Genomic DNA, 15,816 nt, shown 5'->3' with positions numbered 1-15,816 from the left:
GCCAGCCTAGCCGTCGCGAGCGGCGCGATCATGACGATCGCGTCCCCGCGGGCGCCGTCTTGTCGAATCGGAGCTGGTACACGTCCAGGTAGCCGGACCGGAAGCCGGCTTCGGAGTAGGCGAGGTAGAAGGTCCACATCCGCTTGAACACCGCGTCGAAGCCGAGCCGGCCGACCGCCTCGTCCGCGGACCGGAAACGCTCCCGCCACAGATGCAGGGTCCGTGCGTAGTGCAGGCCCATCGCGAACTCCCCGGCGGGCCGGAGGGCGGTGCCGCGGGTCGCGACCTCGCGCAGGGCCTCGATCGACGGCAGCCGCCCGCCCGGGAAGATGTACTTGTGCACCCAGGTGTAGGTGCCCTCCGAGGCCAGCATCCGCCGGTGCGGCATCGTGATCACCTGAAGGGCGGCGCGACCGCCGTGCACCAGCAGCCGGTCGAGGGTCTGGAAGTAGACGGGCCAGTACTCACGCCCCACCGCCTCCAGCATCTCCACCGAGACGACGGCGTCGTACCGACCGCGCACGAGCCGGTAGTCGAGCAGGTCGATGCGGACGCGGTCGGCCACGCCCGCCTCGGCCACGCGCCGCAGCGCCAGGTCTCGCTGTTCTGCCGACAGCGTCACCGAGTGGACGAGCGCCCCGCGCCGGGCCGCTCGCAGACACAGTTCGCCCCACCCGGTCCCGATCTCCAGCAGACGGGTTCCCGGCCCCACGCCCGCGGCGTCGAGCAGCCGGTCGATCTTGGCGCGCTGTGCGTCCGCGAGGTCGGACCACTGCGCGCGTTCCGCGTCGCGGTCGGTGCCGAAGAAGGCGCTCGAGTAGGTGAGCGTCTCATCGAGGAAGGCGGCGAAGAGATCGTTGGAGAGGTCGTAGTGGCGGGCGATGTTCGACCGCGTGTTGGCCAGGGAGTTCTCCTCGTCCGCGGGATGCCGCGGCAGTACCGAGGACCGCAGCCGCTGCAGCGGCGCGGGCACCAGATCGGCCACGTCGGCCGCGAACGCGCTGAGCACCCCGACGAGGTCGTCGGTGGTCCACTCCCCCGCCATGAACGCCTCGCCGAAGCCGATCAGCCCGGAAGCGCCCAGACGGGCGAAGAACGACTCCGGGCCACGGACGATCATTCTCGGCACCATCCGGCCGTCGAGCCGGCCGATGCGGCTCCCGTCGGGGAACTCGACGGCGATCGGCAGTCTCGCCGCGGCCCGCCGGAAGAGCCGTTCCGCGGCGAAGGCGCGCAGCCCGGACATGCGGGCGTGCGGCGGCGCGGACACATCCGGCCAGCGCACCGGGTCGATCCGCGGGATGCGGTCGCGGCGGCCGGCGTGCCGGGAATCGTCGGTGCGACGGCTGTCGTCGGTCGTCATCGTGAACGCTCCTTCGTGTCGGGGTGAGGTCGGGGCTCCACGCGCAGGCCGCGGCACCACAGCCGGATCCCGTGGAGGCGGATGCGGGCCGCGACGACCCACGGGGCGAGCGGGGTGCGCAGCTGTGCGCGCACCACCGCGGCCGGAGTCGCCGGTTCCGCGCGTCCGGTGAGGGTCGCGGTGAATCGGCCGCGGCCCGGTCGCTCGAGGACCACGCTGAGCCGGATCCGGCCGTCGACGCCGGGCTCGGGCAGGACGAGTCGATAGCGTCCGGACACGTCGTTGAACGGTGAGACGTAGAACTCCTTGTCGACCTCGGCCCGTCCCGCGCCGTCGGTGCGCACCAGATAGCAGTGCCTCTGGCCGTATGTGTTGTGAACCTCGGCGATCACGTACCGGAGGCGACCGTCGCGGTCGTGGCACCAGAACACCGACAGCGGATTGAAGACGTACCCGGCCACGCGCGGCGAGAGCAGAGCGATGACCGCGCCGTCGGCCCGCGGGGCTCCGACGGAGTCGGTGTACGACTCCAGTCGCCCCCGCAGGGTCTCGCCGGCCGCGGCGGGCGACGGAAAGTGGTCCTCGGGCCGGAAGCGGGCGGCCCAACGGAGTCCCCATGGCAGGCGCGGCAGGCGGTCGATGTCCACGAGCCAGCTCAGGCTCCGGTGCGCGAACCGATGGTCCACCGGTTCGCGGCGGATGTGGCTGATGCGGGTGTGGACCAGTGCGGGCGCCGTCATCGTCGCACCGCCGTCCGTGTCGTCCTGAAGTGCGCCGCGGCCCGGGCACCCGAGGCGGCGCCGTCCTCGTGGAAGCCCCAACCGTGATAGGCACCGGCGAAAGCGATTCGGCCCGAATCGATCTCGGGCAGCCGCTGCTGGGCTGCCACCGAACCGGCGTCGTAGACGGGATGCTCGTAGTCCATCTCCGCGAGGATCGTCGCCGGGTCGACCAGATCGGTCCGTCCCATGGTGACCAGATACCGCGGCCCGCCGCGCCCCTGCGACAACCGCATCAGCCGGGTGAGGTCGTAGGTCACGGCGACCGCCGAACCGTCGGACCGGATCTGGTAGTTCCAGGACGCCCGGGCGCGCCCGGCGGTCGGCAGCAGCGTCTCGTCGGTGTGCAGGACCGCCGGCTTGGCGCTGTAGCCGATGGCGCCGAGCACCTCGGTCTGCAGCCGGGTCGGCGACCGGAGCATGGCCAGCGCCTGATGCGGGTGAGTGGCGATCACCGCGCCGTCGAAGGTCTCAGACGTCCCGTTCGCGGTGACGACGACCCCGCCGGGCTCGTCGGCGACCGCGGTGACCGGGGCTCCGCACCGGATGCGACCTCCGCGCGCCTCGACGCGATCGGCGATCGCCCGAACATAGACGGCCGATCCGCCGACGACGGTGCGCCAGACCGGCGAACCGTACACCGAGAGCATGCCGTGGTGGTCGAGGAAGGTGAAGAGGTAGCGGGCCGGGTATTCCGCGGCCGTCTCCGCGTCGCACGACCACACGGCCGCCACCAGCGGCAGCAGGAGGTTGTCGCGGAAGTACGACGACAGCCTCGTCCGCTCGACGAACTCCCCGAGCCGGCAGTCGTCGTCGGCAGTGGCCAGCAGGCGGCGCGCCGACCGGTGGAACCGGACCACTTCGAGGAGCATCAGCAGGTAGCGTCCGCGAAGCGCGGTACGCCACGTCGGGAACAGGCCCGCCAAGCCCAGCGCACCGGCGTACTCCAGTCCCGTCGCCTGCGAGCGGACCGACATCGACATGTCGGTGTCCCGGGTGGCGACACCGAGTTCCTCGAACAGGCGAAGGAGCGTCGGGTACGTGCGGTCGTTGTGGACGATGAATCCCGAATCGACTGCGACCCGCGTTCCGTCCGCCTCCGATATCCGATGCGTGTGCGCGTGGCCGCCCAACCGGTCGTCGGCTTCGAAGAGGGTGACCCGATGGCGTTCCGACAACCGGAGCGCGGCGGTCAGTCCCGCGACTCCGCCGCCCACGACGGCGATGCGGGAGGGTTCGGCGAAATCCGGCGCTGCGAAGGTTCCACTGTCAGTCACACCAGGCATTCGGAGTCGGCCGACGCGCGGATGGGTCGAGGCGGGCCCGGCCCGGCACGGCGCACACTGGTCGGGTGAACGCTCCCGCGATCGTCTGGTTCCGCCGCGACCTGCGGCTCACCGACCTGCCCACACTGCTCGCCGCCGCCGACCGTGCGAACGCGGCGCTGGCCGTCTTCGTGATCGACGACAGACTGCGGCGACCCTCCGGTGCGCCGCGTCTGGCATTCCTCGCGGATTGCCTGCGCGCCCTCGACGCCGACCTGGGCGGCCGCCTGCTGCTCACCCACGGTGAGCCGGCGGCCGTGATCGCCGATCTGGCCGCCCGGATCGGGGCGGCGTCGGTGCATATCAGCGAAGACTTCGGGCCGTACGGCCGGATGCGCGACGACGCCGTCGAAGCGGCGCTGGGCGCCGTGCCGCTGGTGCGGACAGGTTCGCCGTACGCCGTCTCGCCCGGCCGACTCCGGACCAAGGCGGGCGGGCCGTACCGGGTGTTCACCCCGTACCGCCGCGCCTGGCTCGACCACGGCTGGCATTCTCCGGCACGCACCGATGCCGGAACGCTCGACTGGATCGACCCAGACGGTCTGGGTGAGCGTCTGGATTTCGACGCCCTCGCCGAGCGGACATCCGTCGACCTGCCACCCGCGGGTGAGGCGGCCGCACTGCGGCGCTGGCGGCGCTTCCAGCAGGACGCCGAGCGCGGCCTCGACCGGTACTCGGACGATCGCGACCGTCCCGACCTCGACGCGACCACCCGATTGTCGCCGTATCTGAAGTTCGGTTGCGTGCACCCGCGGACGCTGCTGCACGATCTGCGCGGACGCGGTGACGCGGGAGCCGTCGCGCTCCGCAGCGAGCTCGCCTGGCGCGACTTCTACGCCGACGTCCTGCATCGGCGCCCAGACACCGCGCGCGCCAACTATCACGCCGCGTTCGATGCCCTGGAGTACCACAGCGGGCCCGACGCGGACGCCGCCTTCGACGCGTGGTGTGCGGGCCGTACCGGGTATCCGATCGTCGACGCGGGTATGCGTCAGCTGCTGGCCGAGGGCTGGATGCACAACCGGGTGCGAATGATCGTCGCCTCGTTCCTGACGAAAGACCTGCATCTGCCCTGGTGGCGGGGTGCCCGACACTTCATGAAGCACCTCGTGGACGGCGACCTCGCCTCCAATCAGCACGGATGGCAGTGGACCGCGGGCTGCGGCACCGACGCGGCGCCGTTCTTCCGGATCTTCAACCCGGTTTCGCAGGGTGAGCGGTTCGACCCGGACGGCGACTACGTCCGGCGCTGGGTGCCCGAACTCCGCGGCATCGCGGGCCGGGCCGTTCACCGGCCGTGGCTGCTCGCCGGGGACGGGGACGCGGTGCTGCCGCTGTCGCCGTCTCCGGCGAGCTATCCGCCGCCGATGGTCGATCACCGGGCCGAGCGGGAGGTCGCGCTGGCCCGGTATCACCGGCTCTGAGACCGGCCGGCGCGGATCAGGGCTTGGCGGGCGGCATGAGCACCTGGTCGATCAGGTACACGGTCGCGTTCGCGGTGTGGACTCCGCCGCAGATCACGCTCGCGCCGTCGACCTTCAGATCGTCGCCGCTGCCGGTCACGTCCACGGTGTCGCCCTGAACCGTCTTGTGGACGCCGTCGACCTGGTCGGGACTCAGCTGGCCCGGCACCACGTGGTAGGTCAGCAGACTGGTCAGGCCCGCCGAGTCGGTCTTGAGCGAGTCGATCGTGGCCGGATCGACCTTCGCGAAGGCGTCGTCGACCGGGGCGAACACGGTGAACTCACCGCCGTTGAGGGTGTCGACCAGGTTCACCTTCGGGTTGAGGCCGCCGGACACCGCCGAGGTGAGCGTGGTCAGCATCGGATTGTTCGACGCGGCGACGGCTACCGGTTCGGTGGACATGCCGGTCACCGACCCGGGACCGGTGGGCACCTTCTCGGCGTAGGCCGCGCAGCCGGGACCCACCAGATCCGCGGCCGGATCGGCCTTCATCGTCTGCGAACTCATCGCGGTCGTCGGCATGGCGTCCGCGGTCGACGACGTACTCGTCGAGTCGTCGCTCGAACACGCGGTCATGGTGCCCGCGACTGCGAGGGCGAAGCCCATCGCCGCAACCTTGGCACCCATGGTCTTGCTGGTTCTCATCGACTGCTCCTTCTCGTCGAACGCCGACGGGCGCCGGCGTCGTCATCAGTGACATGGGTCATTCGGCGCCCTCCGGATTTCGGATGGGCCGGTTGTCCGGCGGTGCCGCCGGGCCGACCCATCCGGGCCGTCGACGCCACCGAATACCGGTCATGAACACAGTGATCGCGATCGGTTTTGTCGGCGGACTCATCACCGGCATCTCGCCGTGCATCCTTCCGGTGCTGCCGGTCCTGTTCCTCTCCGGCGCGCAGAACGCCCGCGGCCCGGAGGAGACCGAACAGCCGTCCCAGGGACGACCGGACCGCAGACGGCGGTTCGCCGAGAGCGCGCGGCCGTACCTGGTGATCGCCGGGCTGGTCGTGAGCTTCTCCGCGGTGACGCTCGTCGGGTCGAGCCTGCTGTCGCTGCTGCACCTGCCGCAGGACACCATCCGGTGGATCGGGTTGGCAGCGCTGGTCTCGATCGGACTCGGCTTGATCTTTCCGCCCGTCGAACGGCTCCTGGAGAAGCCCTTCGCCCGGCTGCCGCAGCGGCCGGTGGCCCGCGGGCGGTCCGGATTCGGGCTCGGGCTGGCACTGGGTGTGCTCTACGTTCCGTGCGCCGGTCCGGTGCTCGCGGCCATCGTGGTCGCCGGTGCGACGGGATCGATCGGGCTCTCCACGGTGGCGCTGACGTTGTCCTTCGCGGTGGGTTCGACGCTCCCGCTGCTGGTGTTCGCGCTGGCCGGTCGGCGGATCGCCGAACGGGTGAGCGCCTTCCGGCGCAGGCAACGGCTGATCCGCGTGATCGGCGGACTGGTGACGATCGGCCTCGCCGTCGGCTTGGTCTTCGACGCCCCGGCCGCGCTCCAGCGGGCGATCCCCGACTACACCGGGTCCCTGCAGGACTCGGTGGGCGGCACCGACGATCTCAATCGCCGGCTCGATCTCGGAGGCATCGTCACCGACGCGAATCGCGAACTCTCGAACTGCACCGACGGAGCCGATCGTCTGCAGAGCTGCGGTACGGCGCCGCCGCTGACCGGTATCACCGACTGGTTCAACACCCCCGGCGACCACGCTCTGCCGCTGTCACAACTGCGCGGAAAAGTGGTCCTCATCGACTTCTGGGCGTACTCGTGCATCAACTGCCAGCGATCCATTCCGCACGTCGTGGACTGGTATCGCACGTATCGCGACAGCGGGTTGGAGGTGATCGGGGTCCACACCCCGGAGTACGCCTTCGAGAAGGTGCCGTCGAACGTCGTCGCCGCGGCCGAACGCCTGGGCATCGACTACCCGATAGCGCTCGATCCGGCGTTCTCGACCTGGACCGGCTACCGCAACAGCTACTGGCCGGCCCAGTACCTCATCGACTCCACCGGAGTGGTGCGGCACATCGAGTTCGGTGAAGGCGGGTACGCGACGTCGGAGCGGATGATCCGCGACTTGCTCGCCGACGCCCGGCCCGACAGCACGCTACCGCCGCCCACCGAGCGCGCCGACACCACGCCGACCGAGCCGACCACGGCGGAGACGTACCTCGGGATCGGCAAGGCCGGGAACTACGCGGGTCCCACCCCCTATTCCGCAGGCACCGCGGACTTCGACTTTCCGGAGAGCCCGGCCCCCGACTCCTTCGCCCTGCGCGGCCGGTGGACGCTCGACCGTCAGGGTGCCACCGCGCGTCGCGATGCGGCGATCTCGCTGAACTACCGTGCGCGCAACGTGTACGTCGTCGCCGGCGGGACGGGGACGATCACCGTGAGACGCGACGACGGCTCCTCCTCGACGATCCCCATCAGCGGACCGCCGACCCTCCATCAGATCGTCGACGGGACCGGCAGTCGGCGAGGGCGGCTCGAACTGGCACCGTCCCCCGGCCTCGAGGTCTTCTCGTTCACCTACGGCTGAGAACCCGAGAGCCCTCAGTCGGCCACCGAGTGCGGCAGCTTCACCGACCCCGGCTTCACCTGTGCCGGACGCGAAGGCGGCGGGACCACCGGACCCACGTCGCCGTCAGGCGCGGTGTCCAGATCCAGGAACACCGGTGCGTGGTCGCTGGGCTTGGTGCCCTTGCGGGCCTTGCGGTCCACCCAGCAGGCCTGGGCGCGCGCGGCCACCGGGCCTCCGGCCAGCAGGAAGTCGATCCGCATGCCGAGATCCTTGTGGAACATTCCGGCACGGTAGTCCCAGTAGGTGTAGATCCGTTCGCTGGGCCAGTGCTCCCGCATCACGTCGTGCAGACCGGCGCCTTTCAGCGCCTCGAACGCCGCACGCTCGGCGTCGGTGACATGCGTGTGACCGACGAAGGCCGCCGGATCGAAGCAGTCGTCGTCGGTCGGGATGATGTTGTAGTCGCCGCAGACGACGGTCGAATCCGCCTCCGGTTCGACGGCCTCCCGCAACTTCGCGAGCCACGCCAGTTTGTACGCGTAGTGGTCGGAGCCGACCTCGCGGCCGTTGGGGACGTACACCGAGTACACGCGCACCCCGTCGCACACCGCCGAGACCGCCCGCCCTTCCGGAGCCGACTCGGGGTCGGGAAAACCGGGTGCGCCGGGGAATGCGATCCGGACGTCGTCGAGCCCCACCCTGCTCAGCAGCGCCACGCCGTTCCACTGTCCCTGCCCCGCGTGGGCGAACTCGTAGCCGCGTGCGGCGAGTTCGTCACCCAGTTCGGCCGCGAACGCCTCGTCGGTGACCTTGGTCTCCTGCAGGCACACCACGTCGGGCGACCGCTCGTCCAGCCACGGCAGCAGCCGGGGCACTCGCTGTCTCACCGAGTTCACATTCCAGGTCGCCACTCGCATGCGACCAACCGTAGCCGGGACGGCGCACGGCGACGCGGACCGCCCGGCGCGATCGAGTGCGACCGAGTGCGATCGCCCGGACCTACCGACCGCGCATGATCCATGTCACAGTGGTGTCGTGACCACCCCACTTCCCCAGCGTGACGTGATCGCCGCGTCCTGGCGTCGCGTCACCCAGTCCGGCCTGTCCCCCGACTCGCCGTTCCGGCCGGCCGTCCGCGACATCGCCGACGACCGGTTGCTCGACGCCGCGCGGCCGGTGCTCGCGCGGGCCGCATCGATGCTCAGCGGCACCACCACGGCGCTGTTGCTGGTGGATCAGGACTGCCGCATGGTCTCGCGCGTCTCGGCCGACAGCACACTGGAGCGGCATCTGGAGTCGGTGGGCGCCGTCGAGGGCGCCGCCTGCGACGAGTCTCGGATGGGCACCACCGCGCTGGGCACCACCGTCGAGGTGCGCGGCGACGTGGTCATCAACGGATCCGAGCACTACCTGGAGCAGTTCCGGTCGCTGAGTTGCTTCGGCCGGCCGATCGTACACCCGGCCACCCGCCGCGTCGCAGGCGCGATCTGCATGACCGAGGTGGCCCCGCAGATCAACCCGCTGTCGGTGCCGTTGGTGCGCGGGCTCGTCGACGACATCGCCGAACGGCTCCTGAACCGCACGCACGCCGACCATCGTGCGGTGATCGCCGCGTTCGAGAAGACCTCGTCGCGCCGCGATGTCGCGGTCGCCGCGGTCGGCGACGACCTGCAGCTCACCAACGCCCTGGCCGCCCAGTTGCTCGGCTCCGCCGACTTCGGGTCGCTCCGCGCGATGCTCCACGACCGCTCCGAGCGGCGCCGGACCATCACCCTGGTGTCCGGCATCGAGGCCGACATCGAGATCGACCGAGTCGACGGCGTACGGCACGCCGCCGTATTCCGCCTGCGTCCCCGCGTCGGGCATCGGACACCCGCCGATCCGGTGCCGCGCGCCGCCGCGGCGTCGGTCGCGATCTGCGGCGAGCCCGGCACGGGCCGGACCACCGAGGCGCAGTCGTTGATCCCCGACGATCGCCGGGTGCGACTCGACGTCGCCGCGGCCCTGCTCGACGGCACGCCGCCGGATGTCGCGGCGGCGATCCGGGAAGCCCGTTCCGCGGGCCACGGTCTCGTCGTCGACGGCGCCGATCTCCTCGACGATCGCTCGATCCGCCTGCTGCAGGCGGCGATAGCCGCCCATCGGCCCGATCTCCCGCCGATCGTCGTCGTCTGCGAGCCGGTCACCGGCGGCGCCGCGGGCCTCGCCGCGCTCGTGGGCTGCTGCCGCACCCGCGTCACCCTGCCGCCGCTGCGGCAGCGCACCAGCGAGATCGTCTCCCTGGCCCAGCGGATGCTGGAGCGCTGCGACCGCCGTCTGGAACTCGGTCCGGACGCCGCAGACGCGCTGGCCTGCCAGGAGTGGCCGGGCAACCTGACCGAGATGTCGGTGGTGCTCGGTGCCGCGGCCGAGACGACCCTGGCGCGCGGCGGCAGGCAACTCACCGCCGCCGACCTCCCGGAGGGCTACCGCGGCAGTTCCCGCGCCTCCCGTCTGATGGGTCTGGAGCAGGCCGAACGCCAGGCCATCATCGATGCGCTCGACGCCGCAGACGGCAACAAATCGCATGCCGCCAAGGCGCTCGGCGTCTCCCGCACCACCCTGTACGCCCGGATCCGGGCGCTGGGTATCTCCCGCTGACACGGCGCGTACCCGGTCCGTGTACAGGCCGTGTCCACCGGCACTGTTCAGTTTCTGCACACGGCGGGCTCGCGGCGGCATGTGACAAATGAGGGGCACTCATTCAGTGGCGCGCATCACACGGTGCGCGACGTGCCCATCTCGTCAGGAGGCTTCCATGACCGCCACCCTCAATTCGGCCCTTCATCCGGCCGTAGCCGATTTCGTGTCCCGCGACCGCCAGTTGCTGATCGGCGGCCAGTGGGTCGACGCGGCGTCGGGCCGCACTTTCGCGACCCACGACCCGGCCACCGGCGAGGTGATCACCCGGGTGGCGCACGGTGAGGCGGCCGACGTCGATCGCGCCGTGGCCGCGGCGCGCGCCGCGTACGAGGGCCCGTGGGGCCGGATGAAGCCGAACGAACGGGAACGCCTGATCTGGCGGGTCGGCGACATCCTCTCCGAGCGAGCCGAGATCTTCGGGCAGCTGGAAGCGCTCGACAACGGCAAGTCGGTCACCATCGCGACAGCGGTCGACGTCTCCTGGTCGGCGGACGTGTGGCGTTACAACGCCGGGCTCGCCACCAAGATCAAGGGCTCGTCGATCACCCCGTCGATGCCGTTCGCCGGTCCGGACGCCCAGTTCCACGCCTACACCCGACGTGAGTCGCTGGGCGTGTGCGGCCAGATCGTCCCGTGGAACTTCCCCATCCTGATGGCCACGTGGAAGCTCGCTCCGGCGCTCGCTGCCGGAAACACCGTGGTCCTCAAGCCTGCCGAGCAGACGCCCCTGAGTGCGCTGATGCTGGGCGAGGTGTTCGAGGAGGCCGGCTTCCCGCCCGGCGTGGTCAACATCGTCACCGGATTCGGCGACGCAGGCGCCGCGCTGTCGGCGCACCTCGACGTCGACAAGGTCGCCTTCACCGGGTCCACCGAAGTCGGTAAGAAGATCGTCCAGGCCGCGACCGGCAATCTCAAGAAGGTGTCGCTGGAACTCGGCGGCAAGAGCCCCAACATCGTCTTCGCCGACGCGGACATCGAGTCGGCCGTCGCCGGTTCGGTCGCGGCGTGGATGTTCAACCACGGTCAGTGCTGCGTCGCGGGCACCCGGTTGTTCGTGCAGCGCAGCATCTTCGACGAGTTCACGCAGGCTGTCGCCGACGCCGCGTCGCAGGCCAAGATCGGCCCCGGTCTCGATCCGACCACCGAACTCGGACCGCTCGTCTCGCAGGAGCAGTTCGACCGGGTCAACAGCTACATCCAGCAGGGCATGGCAGACGGGGCACGCGCGCTCACCGGCGGCGGCCGCTGGGGCGACAAGGGCTACTTCATCGAACCGACCGTCTTCGTGGACGTGAAGCCGGAGTTCTCGATCGTGGAGGAGGAGATCTTCGGCCCCGTCGTCGCCGCCCTGCCGTTCGACGACGAGGACGACGTCGCCCGTGCTGCCAACGACTCGATCTACGGACTCGCCGCGGGAATCTGGACCAAGGACATCTCGAAGGCGCACCGCACCGCCGCGGCGGTGAAGGCCGGATCGGTGTGGGTCAACCAGTACAACGGCTTCGACACCGCCCTCCCCTTCGGCGGTTTCAAGCAGTCCGGCTGGGGCCGCGAACTGGGCGACTCCGCCCTGGACCTCTACACCCAGACCAAGTCCGTCAACATCGCCCTCTGACTCGCGCGGGCGTCCCCGCCCAGGCCCTCCCTCCACCCGCTGGTTGAGCGACTCCCCTCCGCCCGCCAGTTGAGCGAGTCCCCCACAGGCCAGTTGAGCGAGCGCAGCGAGTCGAAACCAACAACCCACTCACCAACCCCACCCAACCAACCCTTAAGGAACCCACCATGAAGACCAAAGCCGCCGTACTCCTCGAGCCCGGCAAGCCCTTCGAGATCATGGAACTCGACCTCGACGGCCCCGGCCCGGGCGAGGTCCTCATCAAGTACACCGCCGCAGGCCTCTGCCACTCCGACCTCCACCTCACCGACGGCGACCTCCCGCCCCGCTACCCCATCGTCGGTGGTCACGAGGGCTCCGGAATCATCGAGGAGGTGGGCCCCGGCGTCACCAAGGTGAAGCCCGGCGACCACGTGGTGTGCAGCTTCATCCCCAACTGCGGTACGTGCCGCTACTGTTCCACCGGCAGGCAGAACCTGTGCGACATGGGCGCGACGATCCTCGAGGGATCGATGCCCGACGGCACGTTCCGCTTCCACGGCGACGGCCAGGACTTCGGCGCCATGTGCATGCTCGGCACGTTCTCCGAGTACGCGACCATCTCGCAGCACTCGGTCGTCAAGGTCGACGAGTGGCTCCCGCTGGAGACCGCGGTCCTCGTCGGCTGCGGCGTCCCCTCCGGTTGGGGCACGGCGGTCAACGCGGGCAATCTGCGCGCGGGCGACACCGCCGTCATCTACGGCATCGGCGGCCTCGGCATCAATGCGGTTCAGGGCGCGGTCAGCGCGGGTTGCAAGTACGTGGTCGTCGTCGACCCGGTGGAGATGAAGCGCACCGAGGCGCTGAAGTTCGGCGCCACGCACGCCTTCGCGACGGCCGAGGAGGCACAGGAGAAGGTGACCGAGCTGACCTGGGGCAAGGGCGCCGACGCCGCCCTCATCCTGGTCGGTACCGTCGACGTCCCGGTGGTCCAGGCGGCCACCGCTGTCATCGGCAAGGGCGGCAAGGTGGTCATCACCGGTCTGGCCGACCCCGCCAAGCTCACCGTCCAGGTCTCCGGTGCGGATCTGACGCTGAACCAGAAGACGATCATGGGCACGCTCTTCGGTTCGATGAATCCGCAGTACGACATCGTGAAGCTGCTGCGCCTGTACGACGCCGGTCAGCTGAAGCTCGACGAGCTGGTGACCCAGCGTTACTCACTGGAGGACGTCAATCAGGGCTACCAGGATCTGCGCGACGGGAAGAACATCCGCGGCGTGATCATGCACGAGTCGTAGGCCTCGTCCCCCGAACTCCGCGGGCTCATCGGTGATCGACACCGGTGGGCCCGCGGTTTCCATTCGCCGGTCGCCAGGAGGATGTCCTCCCGCCGTGCGTCAGGCCGGGTGCCCCGGTTCGAGGTCGTCGACGTCGGCCAGTCCCGCCAAGCCGCCGCGCCCGCCGGCCGACCCGCCGCCGGCGACCGGAGCGAGGACGTGGCACGTGTGGTCGCCGACGTCGTGCCGAGCCAGCACTCGGCCGACGAACCAGGCCTCGGCGTCGGACAGGATCGGCACGCCGTGCGGTCCCGGAACCCATCGACAGCGCTCGAACTTGTCGACCTCGTCGCCGGTCTCTCCGCCGAACAGTCGCACCAGATCCAGTTGCTCGCGGGAGACCACGTGCACACCGAGGTGACCGGCCGCCGCGGCGATGGGATAGGTGTGGTTCTGCCGCGAGATCCCGGCCACGAACCGCTCCGGTTCAATGCTCATCTGCGCGGCGAAACCCACCAGGCAACCCGCTCGACGACCGTCGGCGGCTGCCGTCACCAGGTAGACGGATGAGTCGATCGAGGCCATCATCGCTTCGAAACCGCGCACCGGACCGTCGTCCATGCCCGCCCCTTCTGCTCGCGCGTGGCCGTTACCCGCCACCACGACCGACCCTACGCCGCGGCGGGCCCGACTACGCTCTGTGCATGTCTGGCACCCGCGCGCAGCCGACCCGAGAGGAACAGGCTGCGGTTCTGAAGGAGTCCATCTATCTGGTCTTCGCGACGCTCTCGGTGACGCTGGCGATCCGAGCGCACGGGGACGTGAGCGCCCCCGCCGCGCTGGCCACCCTCGCCGTGACGCTCGGAGGCACGGTGCTCGCCGTCTTCACCGCAGACGTCCTCGCTCACACGGTGGTCCACGGCGTGATGATGAGCCGTCACGAGTTCGCGCACGCCGTGCGGACGAGTTTCGGCGCGCTGTCGTCGGTGACGCTGCCCTTCGTGTTCCTCTGTGTCAGCCTGATCACCGGCTGGGACGTGAACGCGGCGCTGCTCGCGTCGACGATCGCCCTCACCGTCGCCCTGGTCCTGATCTGCGCGAGAGCCGTACATCGGGTGGGCCTCAGCTGGAAGCAGCAGGTGGTGATGCTGACGATCGAAGCCGCGCTGGCACTGGCAGTGATCGCCCTGCAGGTGATGGCGCACTCCTGACCCGAGCCCCGGCGCGATCAGTCCAGAGCCGCGGTCAGCTGCTCCACCCACGCCGCCTGGACCCCGGCGCGTCTGCGCGAATCGTCGGTCAGCGTGTCGGCCAGGCCGAAGCCGCGGGCGAGGTCGAGGGTGATCTGCGCCAGCCGGTAGGCCTGCGGGCGGGTCCCGTCGGGGTCGAGTCCGGAGACGACGAAGGCGTGGGCCGCTCGGCCCATCTTGGCCTCCAGCGGACGGATCACGTCGGCGAGAGCGGGATCGGACGCCGCGGCGGCCCACACCTGAAGCGCGGCCTTGAACGACGTTCCCGTATAGATCGAGACGGCCTGCGCCACCACCGCGGCGATCCGGCCCGGGCCCGACGGGATGCTCTCCAGTGAGTGCCCGACGTCCTCGGTCATGTCGTCGTACATCTGCTCGATGACCGCGGTGAACAACGCCTCCCTCGTCGGAAAGTGATGTTGCGCCGCGCCTCGTGAGACACCGGCCTCCTCCGCGACCTTCGCGACCGTCGTCGCGGCCCAGCCCCGTGTGGCGAGCAAGTCGACAGTCGACGCCAGCAGCCGCTCCCGAGTGGCTCGGGACCGGTCCTGCTGCGGTTCACGGAGTGGCGCGTTCATCAGCGGCTAGTGTCCCACTCCGGTCGACGCTTGCTGAGGAAGGCCGTCATTCCCTCCCGCGCCTCGTCGGACGCGAACAGTCGCATCGACTCCTCGGCGCGCGCCTGCGCCTGCACGTCGAAGCCGTCGAGCAGCGCCGCGGTGGTCAGCTTCTTGCTCACCGACAGTCCTTGCGGGGACGCCTTGCGGATGCCTTCCAGCACACTGTCGAGTTCAGCGGCGAGGTCGTCGTCCGTGGCGCAGGCGGCGGTCACCAAGCCGATCCCGGCCGCGGTGTCGGCGCCGAACTTCTCGCCGGTCAGGAAGTATCGGCCGGCTGCCCGGGCGGACATCTTGGCCAGCAACGGGATCGAGATGATCGAGGCCGCAAGGCCGAGCCTGGACTCGGTGAGAGCGAAGGTGGCGGCCGGTCCGGCGAGCGCGATGTCGGCCGCGCCGACCAACCCCAGTCCACCGGCACGGACGTGTCCGTCGGCGACGACGATCACCGGCTTGTCGAGTTCGAGGACGGTGCGGATCAGTCCGACCATCGCACGACCGCCCTCGGCGGTCGCCTCCTCGGGGCTCAGACCGCGCTTGAGCGCCTCCCCCAGATCCGCGCCCGCACAGAACGTCCCGCCGGTGTGCGTCAGCACGACCGCCCGAATCTCCTCGTCGGTCGCGGCATCGAACGCCGTCTGCAGCTGCGCGACGAGCGCCGAGCTGAGCGCATTGCGGTTGGCGGGTGAGTCGAGTGTGACGGTGAGGACGGACGCGTCTACGGCGGTGCGGACGAGGATGTCGTCGGTCATGGTTCTCCTTCTGAAGGTCGATGAGGAAGGCCCGTACTCGGCTGGTCGCGACTACCGGGTTGTCGAGTGGTCCGCGAAACGAAGCGAGTCGGGCGTATCGAGACCGCGCAGGTCAACGGTCTCGATACGCTCCTCACTCCGTTCCTCGCTACTCGACGAACCTGAAAGGGCGAGAGCCGCAGTCGAAA

Annotated in this window: 14 protein-coding genes; 6 read left to right on the top strand and 8 right to left on the bottom strand. The window is 70.1% G+C overall.

The genetic code is table 11. From position 1 onward, the window contains the following. Nucleotides 1–28 precede the first annotated feature (28 nt). The 3 genes from P5P27_RS02280 to P5P27_RS02270 are packed head-to-tail and all read right to left on the bottom strand — an operon-like array spanning nt 29 to nt 3,428. Nucleotides 29–1,363, bottom strand: coding sequence for a class I SAM-dependent methyltransferase (locus P5P27_RS02280; protein ID WP_278126197.1), 1,335 nt, complete (start codon nt 1,361–1,363; stop codon nt 29–31). Continuing rightward, the gene (locus P5P27_RS02275; RefSeq protein WP_278126195.1) at nt 1,360–2,103 is read right to left on the bottom strand and encodes a DUF1365 domain-containing protein; all 744 of its coding nucleotides are present in this window, start codon (nt 2,101–2,103) and stop codon (nt 1,360–1,362) included. Before P5P27_RS02275 ends, P5P27_RS02280 begins: the two co-directional genes overlap by 4 nt. Beyond that, nucleotides 2,100–3,428 carry an NAD(P)/FAD-dependent oxidoreductase gene (locus P5P27_RS02270; protein WP_278126193.1) on the bottom strand — a complete coding sequence of 443 codons (1,329 nt, stop codon included), beginning with the start codon at nt 3,426–3,428 and terminating at the stop codon, nt 2,100–2,102. The genes P5P27_RS02275 and P5P27_RS02270 overlap by 4 nt, the downstream gene beginning before the upstream one ends. Nucleotides 3,429–3,493: 65 nt before the next feature. Here P5P27_RS02270 and P5P27_RS02265 point away from each other — a divergent pair, with 65 nt between their 5' ends. After that, nucleotides 3,494–4,891, top strand: coding sequence for a cryptochrome/photolyase family protein (locus tag P5P27_RS02265; RefSeq protein WP_278126192.1), 1,398 nt, complete (start codon nt 3,494–3,496; stop codon nt 4,889–4,891). 16 nt (nt 4,892–4,907) lie between these two features. On the opposite strand, the gene P5P27_RS02260 is transcribed toward P5P27_RS02265, so the two are convergent. Continuing rightward, nucleotides 4,908–5,576 carry a fasciclin domain-containing protein gene (locus P5P27_RS02260; protein ID WP_278126190.1) on the bottom strand — a complete coding sequence of 223 codons (669 nt, stop codon included), beginning with the start codon at nt 5,574–5,576 and terminating at the stop codon, nt 4,908–4,910. A 152-nt stretch (nt 5,577–5,728) separates the two neighbouring features. On the opposite strand from P5P27_RS02260, the gene P5P27_RS02255 reads away from it, so the two are divergent. Beyond that, the gene (locus tag P5P27_RS02255; protein WP_222111187.1) at nt 5,729–7,471 is read left to right on the top strand and encodes a cytochrome c biogenesis protein DipZ; all 1,743 of its coding nucleotides are present in this window, start codon (nt 5,729–5,731) and stop codon (nt 7,469–7,471) included. 14 nt (nt 7,472–7,485) lie between these two features. Here P5P27_RS02255 and P5P27_RS02250 read toward each other — a convergent pair whose 3' ends face one another. Continuing rightward, nucleotides 7,486–8,370, bottom strand: coding sequence for an exodeoxyribonuclease III (locus tag P5P27_RS02250; RefSeq protein WP_006894466.1), 885 nt, complete (start codon nt 8,368–8,370; stop codon nt 7,486–7,488). Nucleotides 8,371–8,488: 118 nt separating this feature from the next. Between P5P27_RS02250 and P5P27_RS02245 the strand changes: the two genes are divergently transcribed. The 3 genes from P5P27_RS02245 to P5P27_RS02235 all read left to right on the top strand — a co-directional run bounded on the left by P5P27_RS02245 (nt 8,489) and on the right by P5P27_RS02235 (nt 13,030). After that, a complete protein-coding gene (locus P5P27_RS02245) occupies nt 8,489–10,093 on the top strand; it encodes a sigma-54-dependent Fis family transcriptional regulator (protein WP_006894465.1) in 1,605 nt (534 codons plus the stop codon). A 157-nt stretch (nt 10,094–10,250) separates the two neighbouring features. Continuing rightward, entirely contained in the window at nt 10,251–11,750 is a 1,500-nt protein-coding gene (locus P5P27_RS02240) for an aldehyde dehydrogenase family protein (protein ID WP_278126188.1), read from the top strand. Nucleotides 11,751–11,917: 167 nt separating this feature from the next. Continuing rightward, complete coding sequence (locus tag P5P27_RS02235; RefSeq protein ID WP_278126186.1) at nt 11,918–13,030, top strand: NDMA-dependent alcohol dehydrogenase; 1,113 nt, start codon at nt 11,918–11,920, stop codon at nt 13,028–13,030. A 99-nt stretch (nt 13,031–13,129) separates the two neighbouring features. On the opposite strand, the gene P5P27_RS02230 is transcribed toward P5P27_RS02235, so the two are convergent. Further along, nucleotides 13,130–13,630, bottom strand: coding sequence for a flavin reductase family protein (locus P5P27_RS02230; protein ID WP_222111189.1), 501 nt, complete (start codon nt 13,628–13,630; stop codon nt 13,130–13,132). A gap of 83 nt (nt 13,631–13,713) precedes the next feature. On the opposite strand from P5P27_RS02230, the gene P5P27_RS02225 reads away from it, so the two are divergent. After that, nucleotides 13,714–14,220 carry a hypothetical protein gene (locus P5P27_RS02225; RefSeq protein WP_045539623.1) on the top strand — a complete coding sequence of 169 codons (507 nt, stop codon included), beginning with the start codon at nt 13,714–13,716 and terminating at the stop codon, nt 14,218–14,220. A 17-nt stretch (nt 14,221–14,237) separates the two neighbouring features. Here the strand turns inward: P5P27_RS02225 and P5P27_RS02220 are convergent, their stop codons facing one another. Further along, entirely contained in the window at nt 14,238–14,837 is a 600-nt protein-coding gene (locus P5P27_RS02220) for a TetR/AcrR family transcriptional regulator (RefSeq protein WP_222111190.1), read from the bottom strand. Beyond that, a complete protein-coding gene (locus P5P27_RS02215) occupies nt 14,837–15,628 on the bottom strand; it encodes an enoyl-CoA hydratase family protein (RefSeq protein WP_006894458.1) in 792 nt (263 codons plus the stop codon). Before P5P27_RS02215 ends, P5P27_RS02220 begins: the two co-directional genes overlap by 1 nt. Between the last annotated feature and the right edge of the window lie 188 nt (nt 15,629–15,816).

The organism is Gordonia sihwensis (assembly GCF_029632925.1).
Lineage (GTDB): Bacteria > Actinomycetota > Actinomycetes > Mycobacteriales > Mycobacteriaceae > Gordonia > Gordonia sihwensis.
This window is presented reverse-complemented; position numbering and strand designations above follow the sequence as displayed.

Bases quoted from the DNA above. Each gene is read 5' to 3' on its own strand.
- P5P27_RS02215 (WP_006894458.1), bottom strand. From the start codon at position 15,628: ATGACCGACGACATCCTCGTCCGCACCGCCGTAGACGCGTCCGTCCTC.
- P5P27_RS02225 (WP_045539623.1), top strand. From the start codon at position 13,714: ATGTCTGGCACCCGCGCGCAGCCGACCCGAGAGGAACAGGCTGCGGTT.
- P5P27_RS02230 (WP_222111189.1), bottom strand. From the start codon at position 13,630: ATGGACGACGGTCCGGTGCGCGGTTTCGAAGCGATGATGGCCTCGATC.
- P5P27_RS02250 (WP_006894466.1), bottom strand. From the start codon at position 8,370: ATGCGAGTGGCGACCTGGAATGTGAACTCGGTGAGACAGCGAGTGCCC.
- P5P27_RS02240 (WP_278126188.1), top strand. From the start codon at position 10,251: ATGACCGCCACCCTCAATTCGGCCCTTCATCCGGCCGTAGCCGATTTC.
- P5P27_RS02280 (WP_278126197.1), bottom strand. From the start codon at position 1,363: ATGACGACCGACGACAGCCGTCGCACCGACGATTCCCGGCACGCCGGC.
- P5P27_RS02260 (WP_278126190.1), bottom strand. From the start codon at position 5,576: ATGAGAACCAGCAAGACCATGGGTGCCAAGGTTGCGGCGATGGGCTTC.
- P5P27_RS02270 (WP_278126193.1), bottom strand. From the start codon at position 3,428: ATGCCTGGTGTGACTGACAGTGGAACCTTCGCAGCGCCGGATTTCGCC.
- P5P27_RS02235 (WP_278126186.1), top strand. From the start codon at position 11,918: ATGAAGACCAAAGCCGCCGTACTCCTCGAGCCCGGCAAGCCCTTCGAG.
- P5P27_RS02220 (WP_222111190.1), bottom strand. From the start codon at position 14,837: ATGAACGCGCCACTCCGTGAACCGCAGCAGGACCGGTCCCGAGCCACT.
- P5P27_RS02275 (WP_278126195.1), bottom strand. From the start codon at position 2,103: ATGACGGCGCCCGCACTGGTCCACACCCGCATCAGCCACATCCGCCGC.
- P5P27_RS02255 (WP_222111187.1), top strand. From the start codon at position 5,729: ATGAACACAGTGATCGCGATCGGTTTTGTCGGCGGACTCATCACCGGC.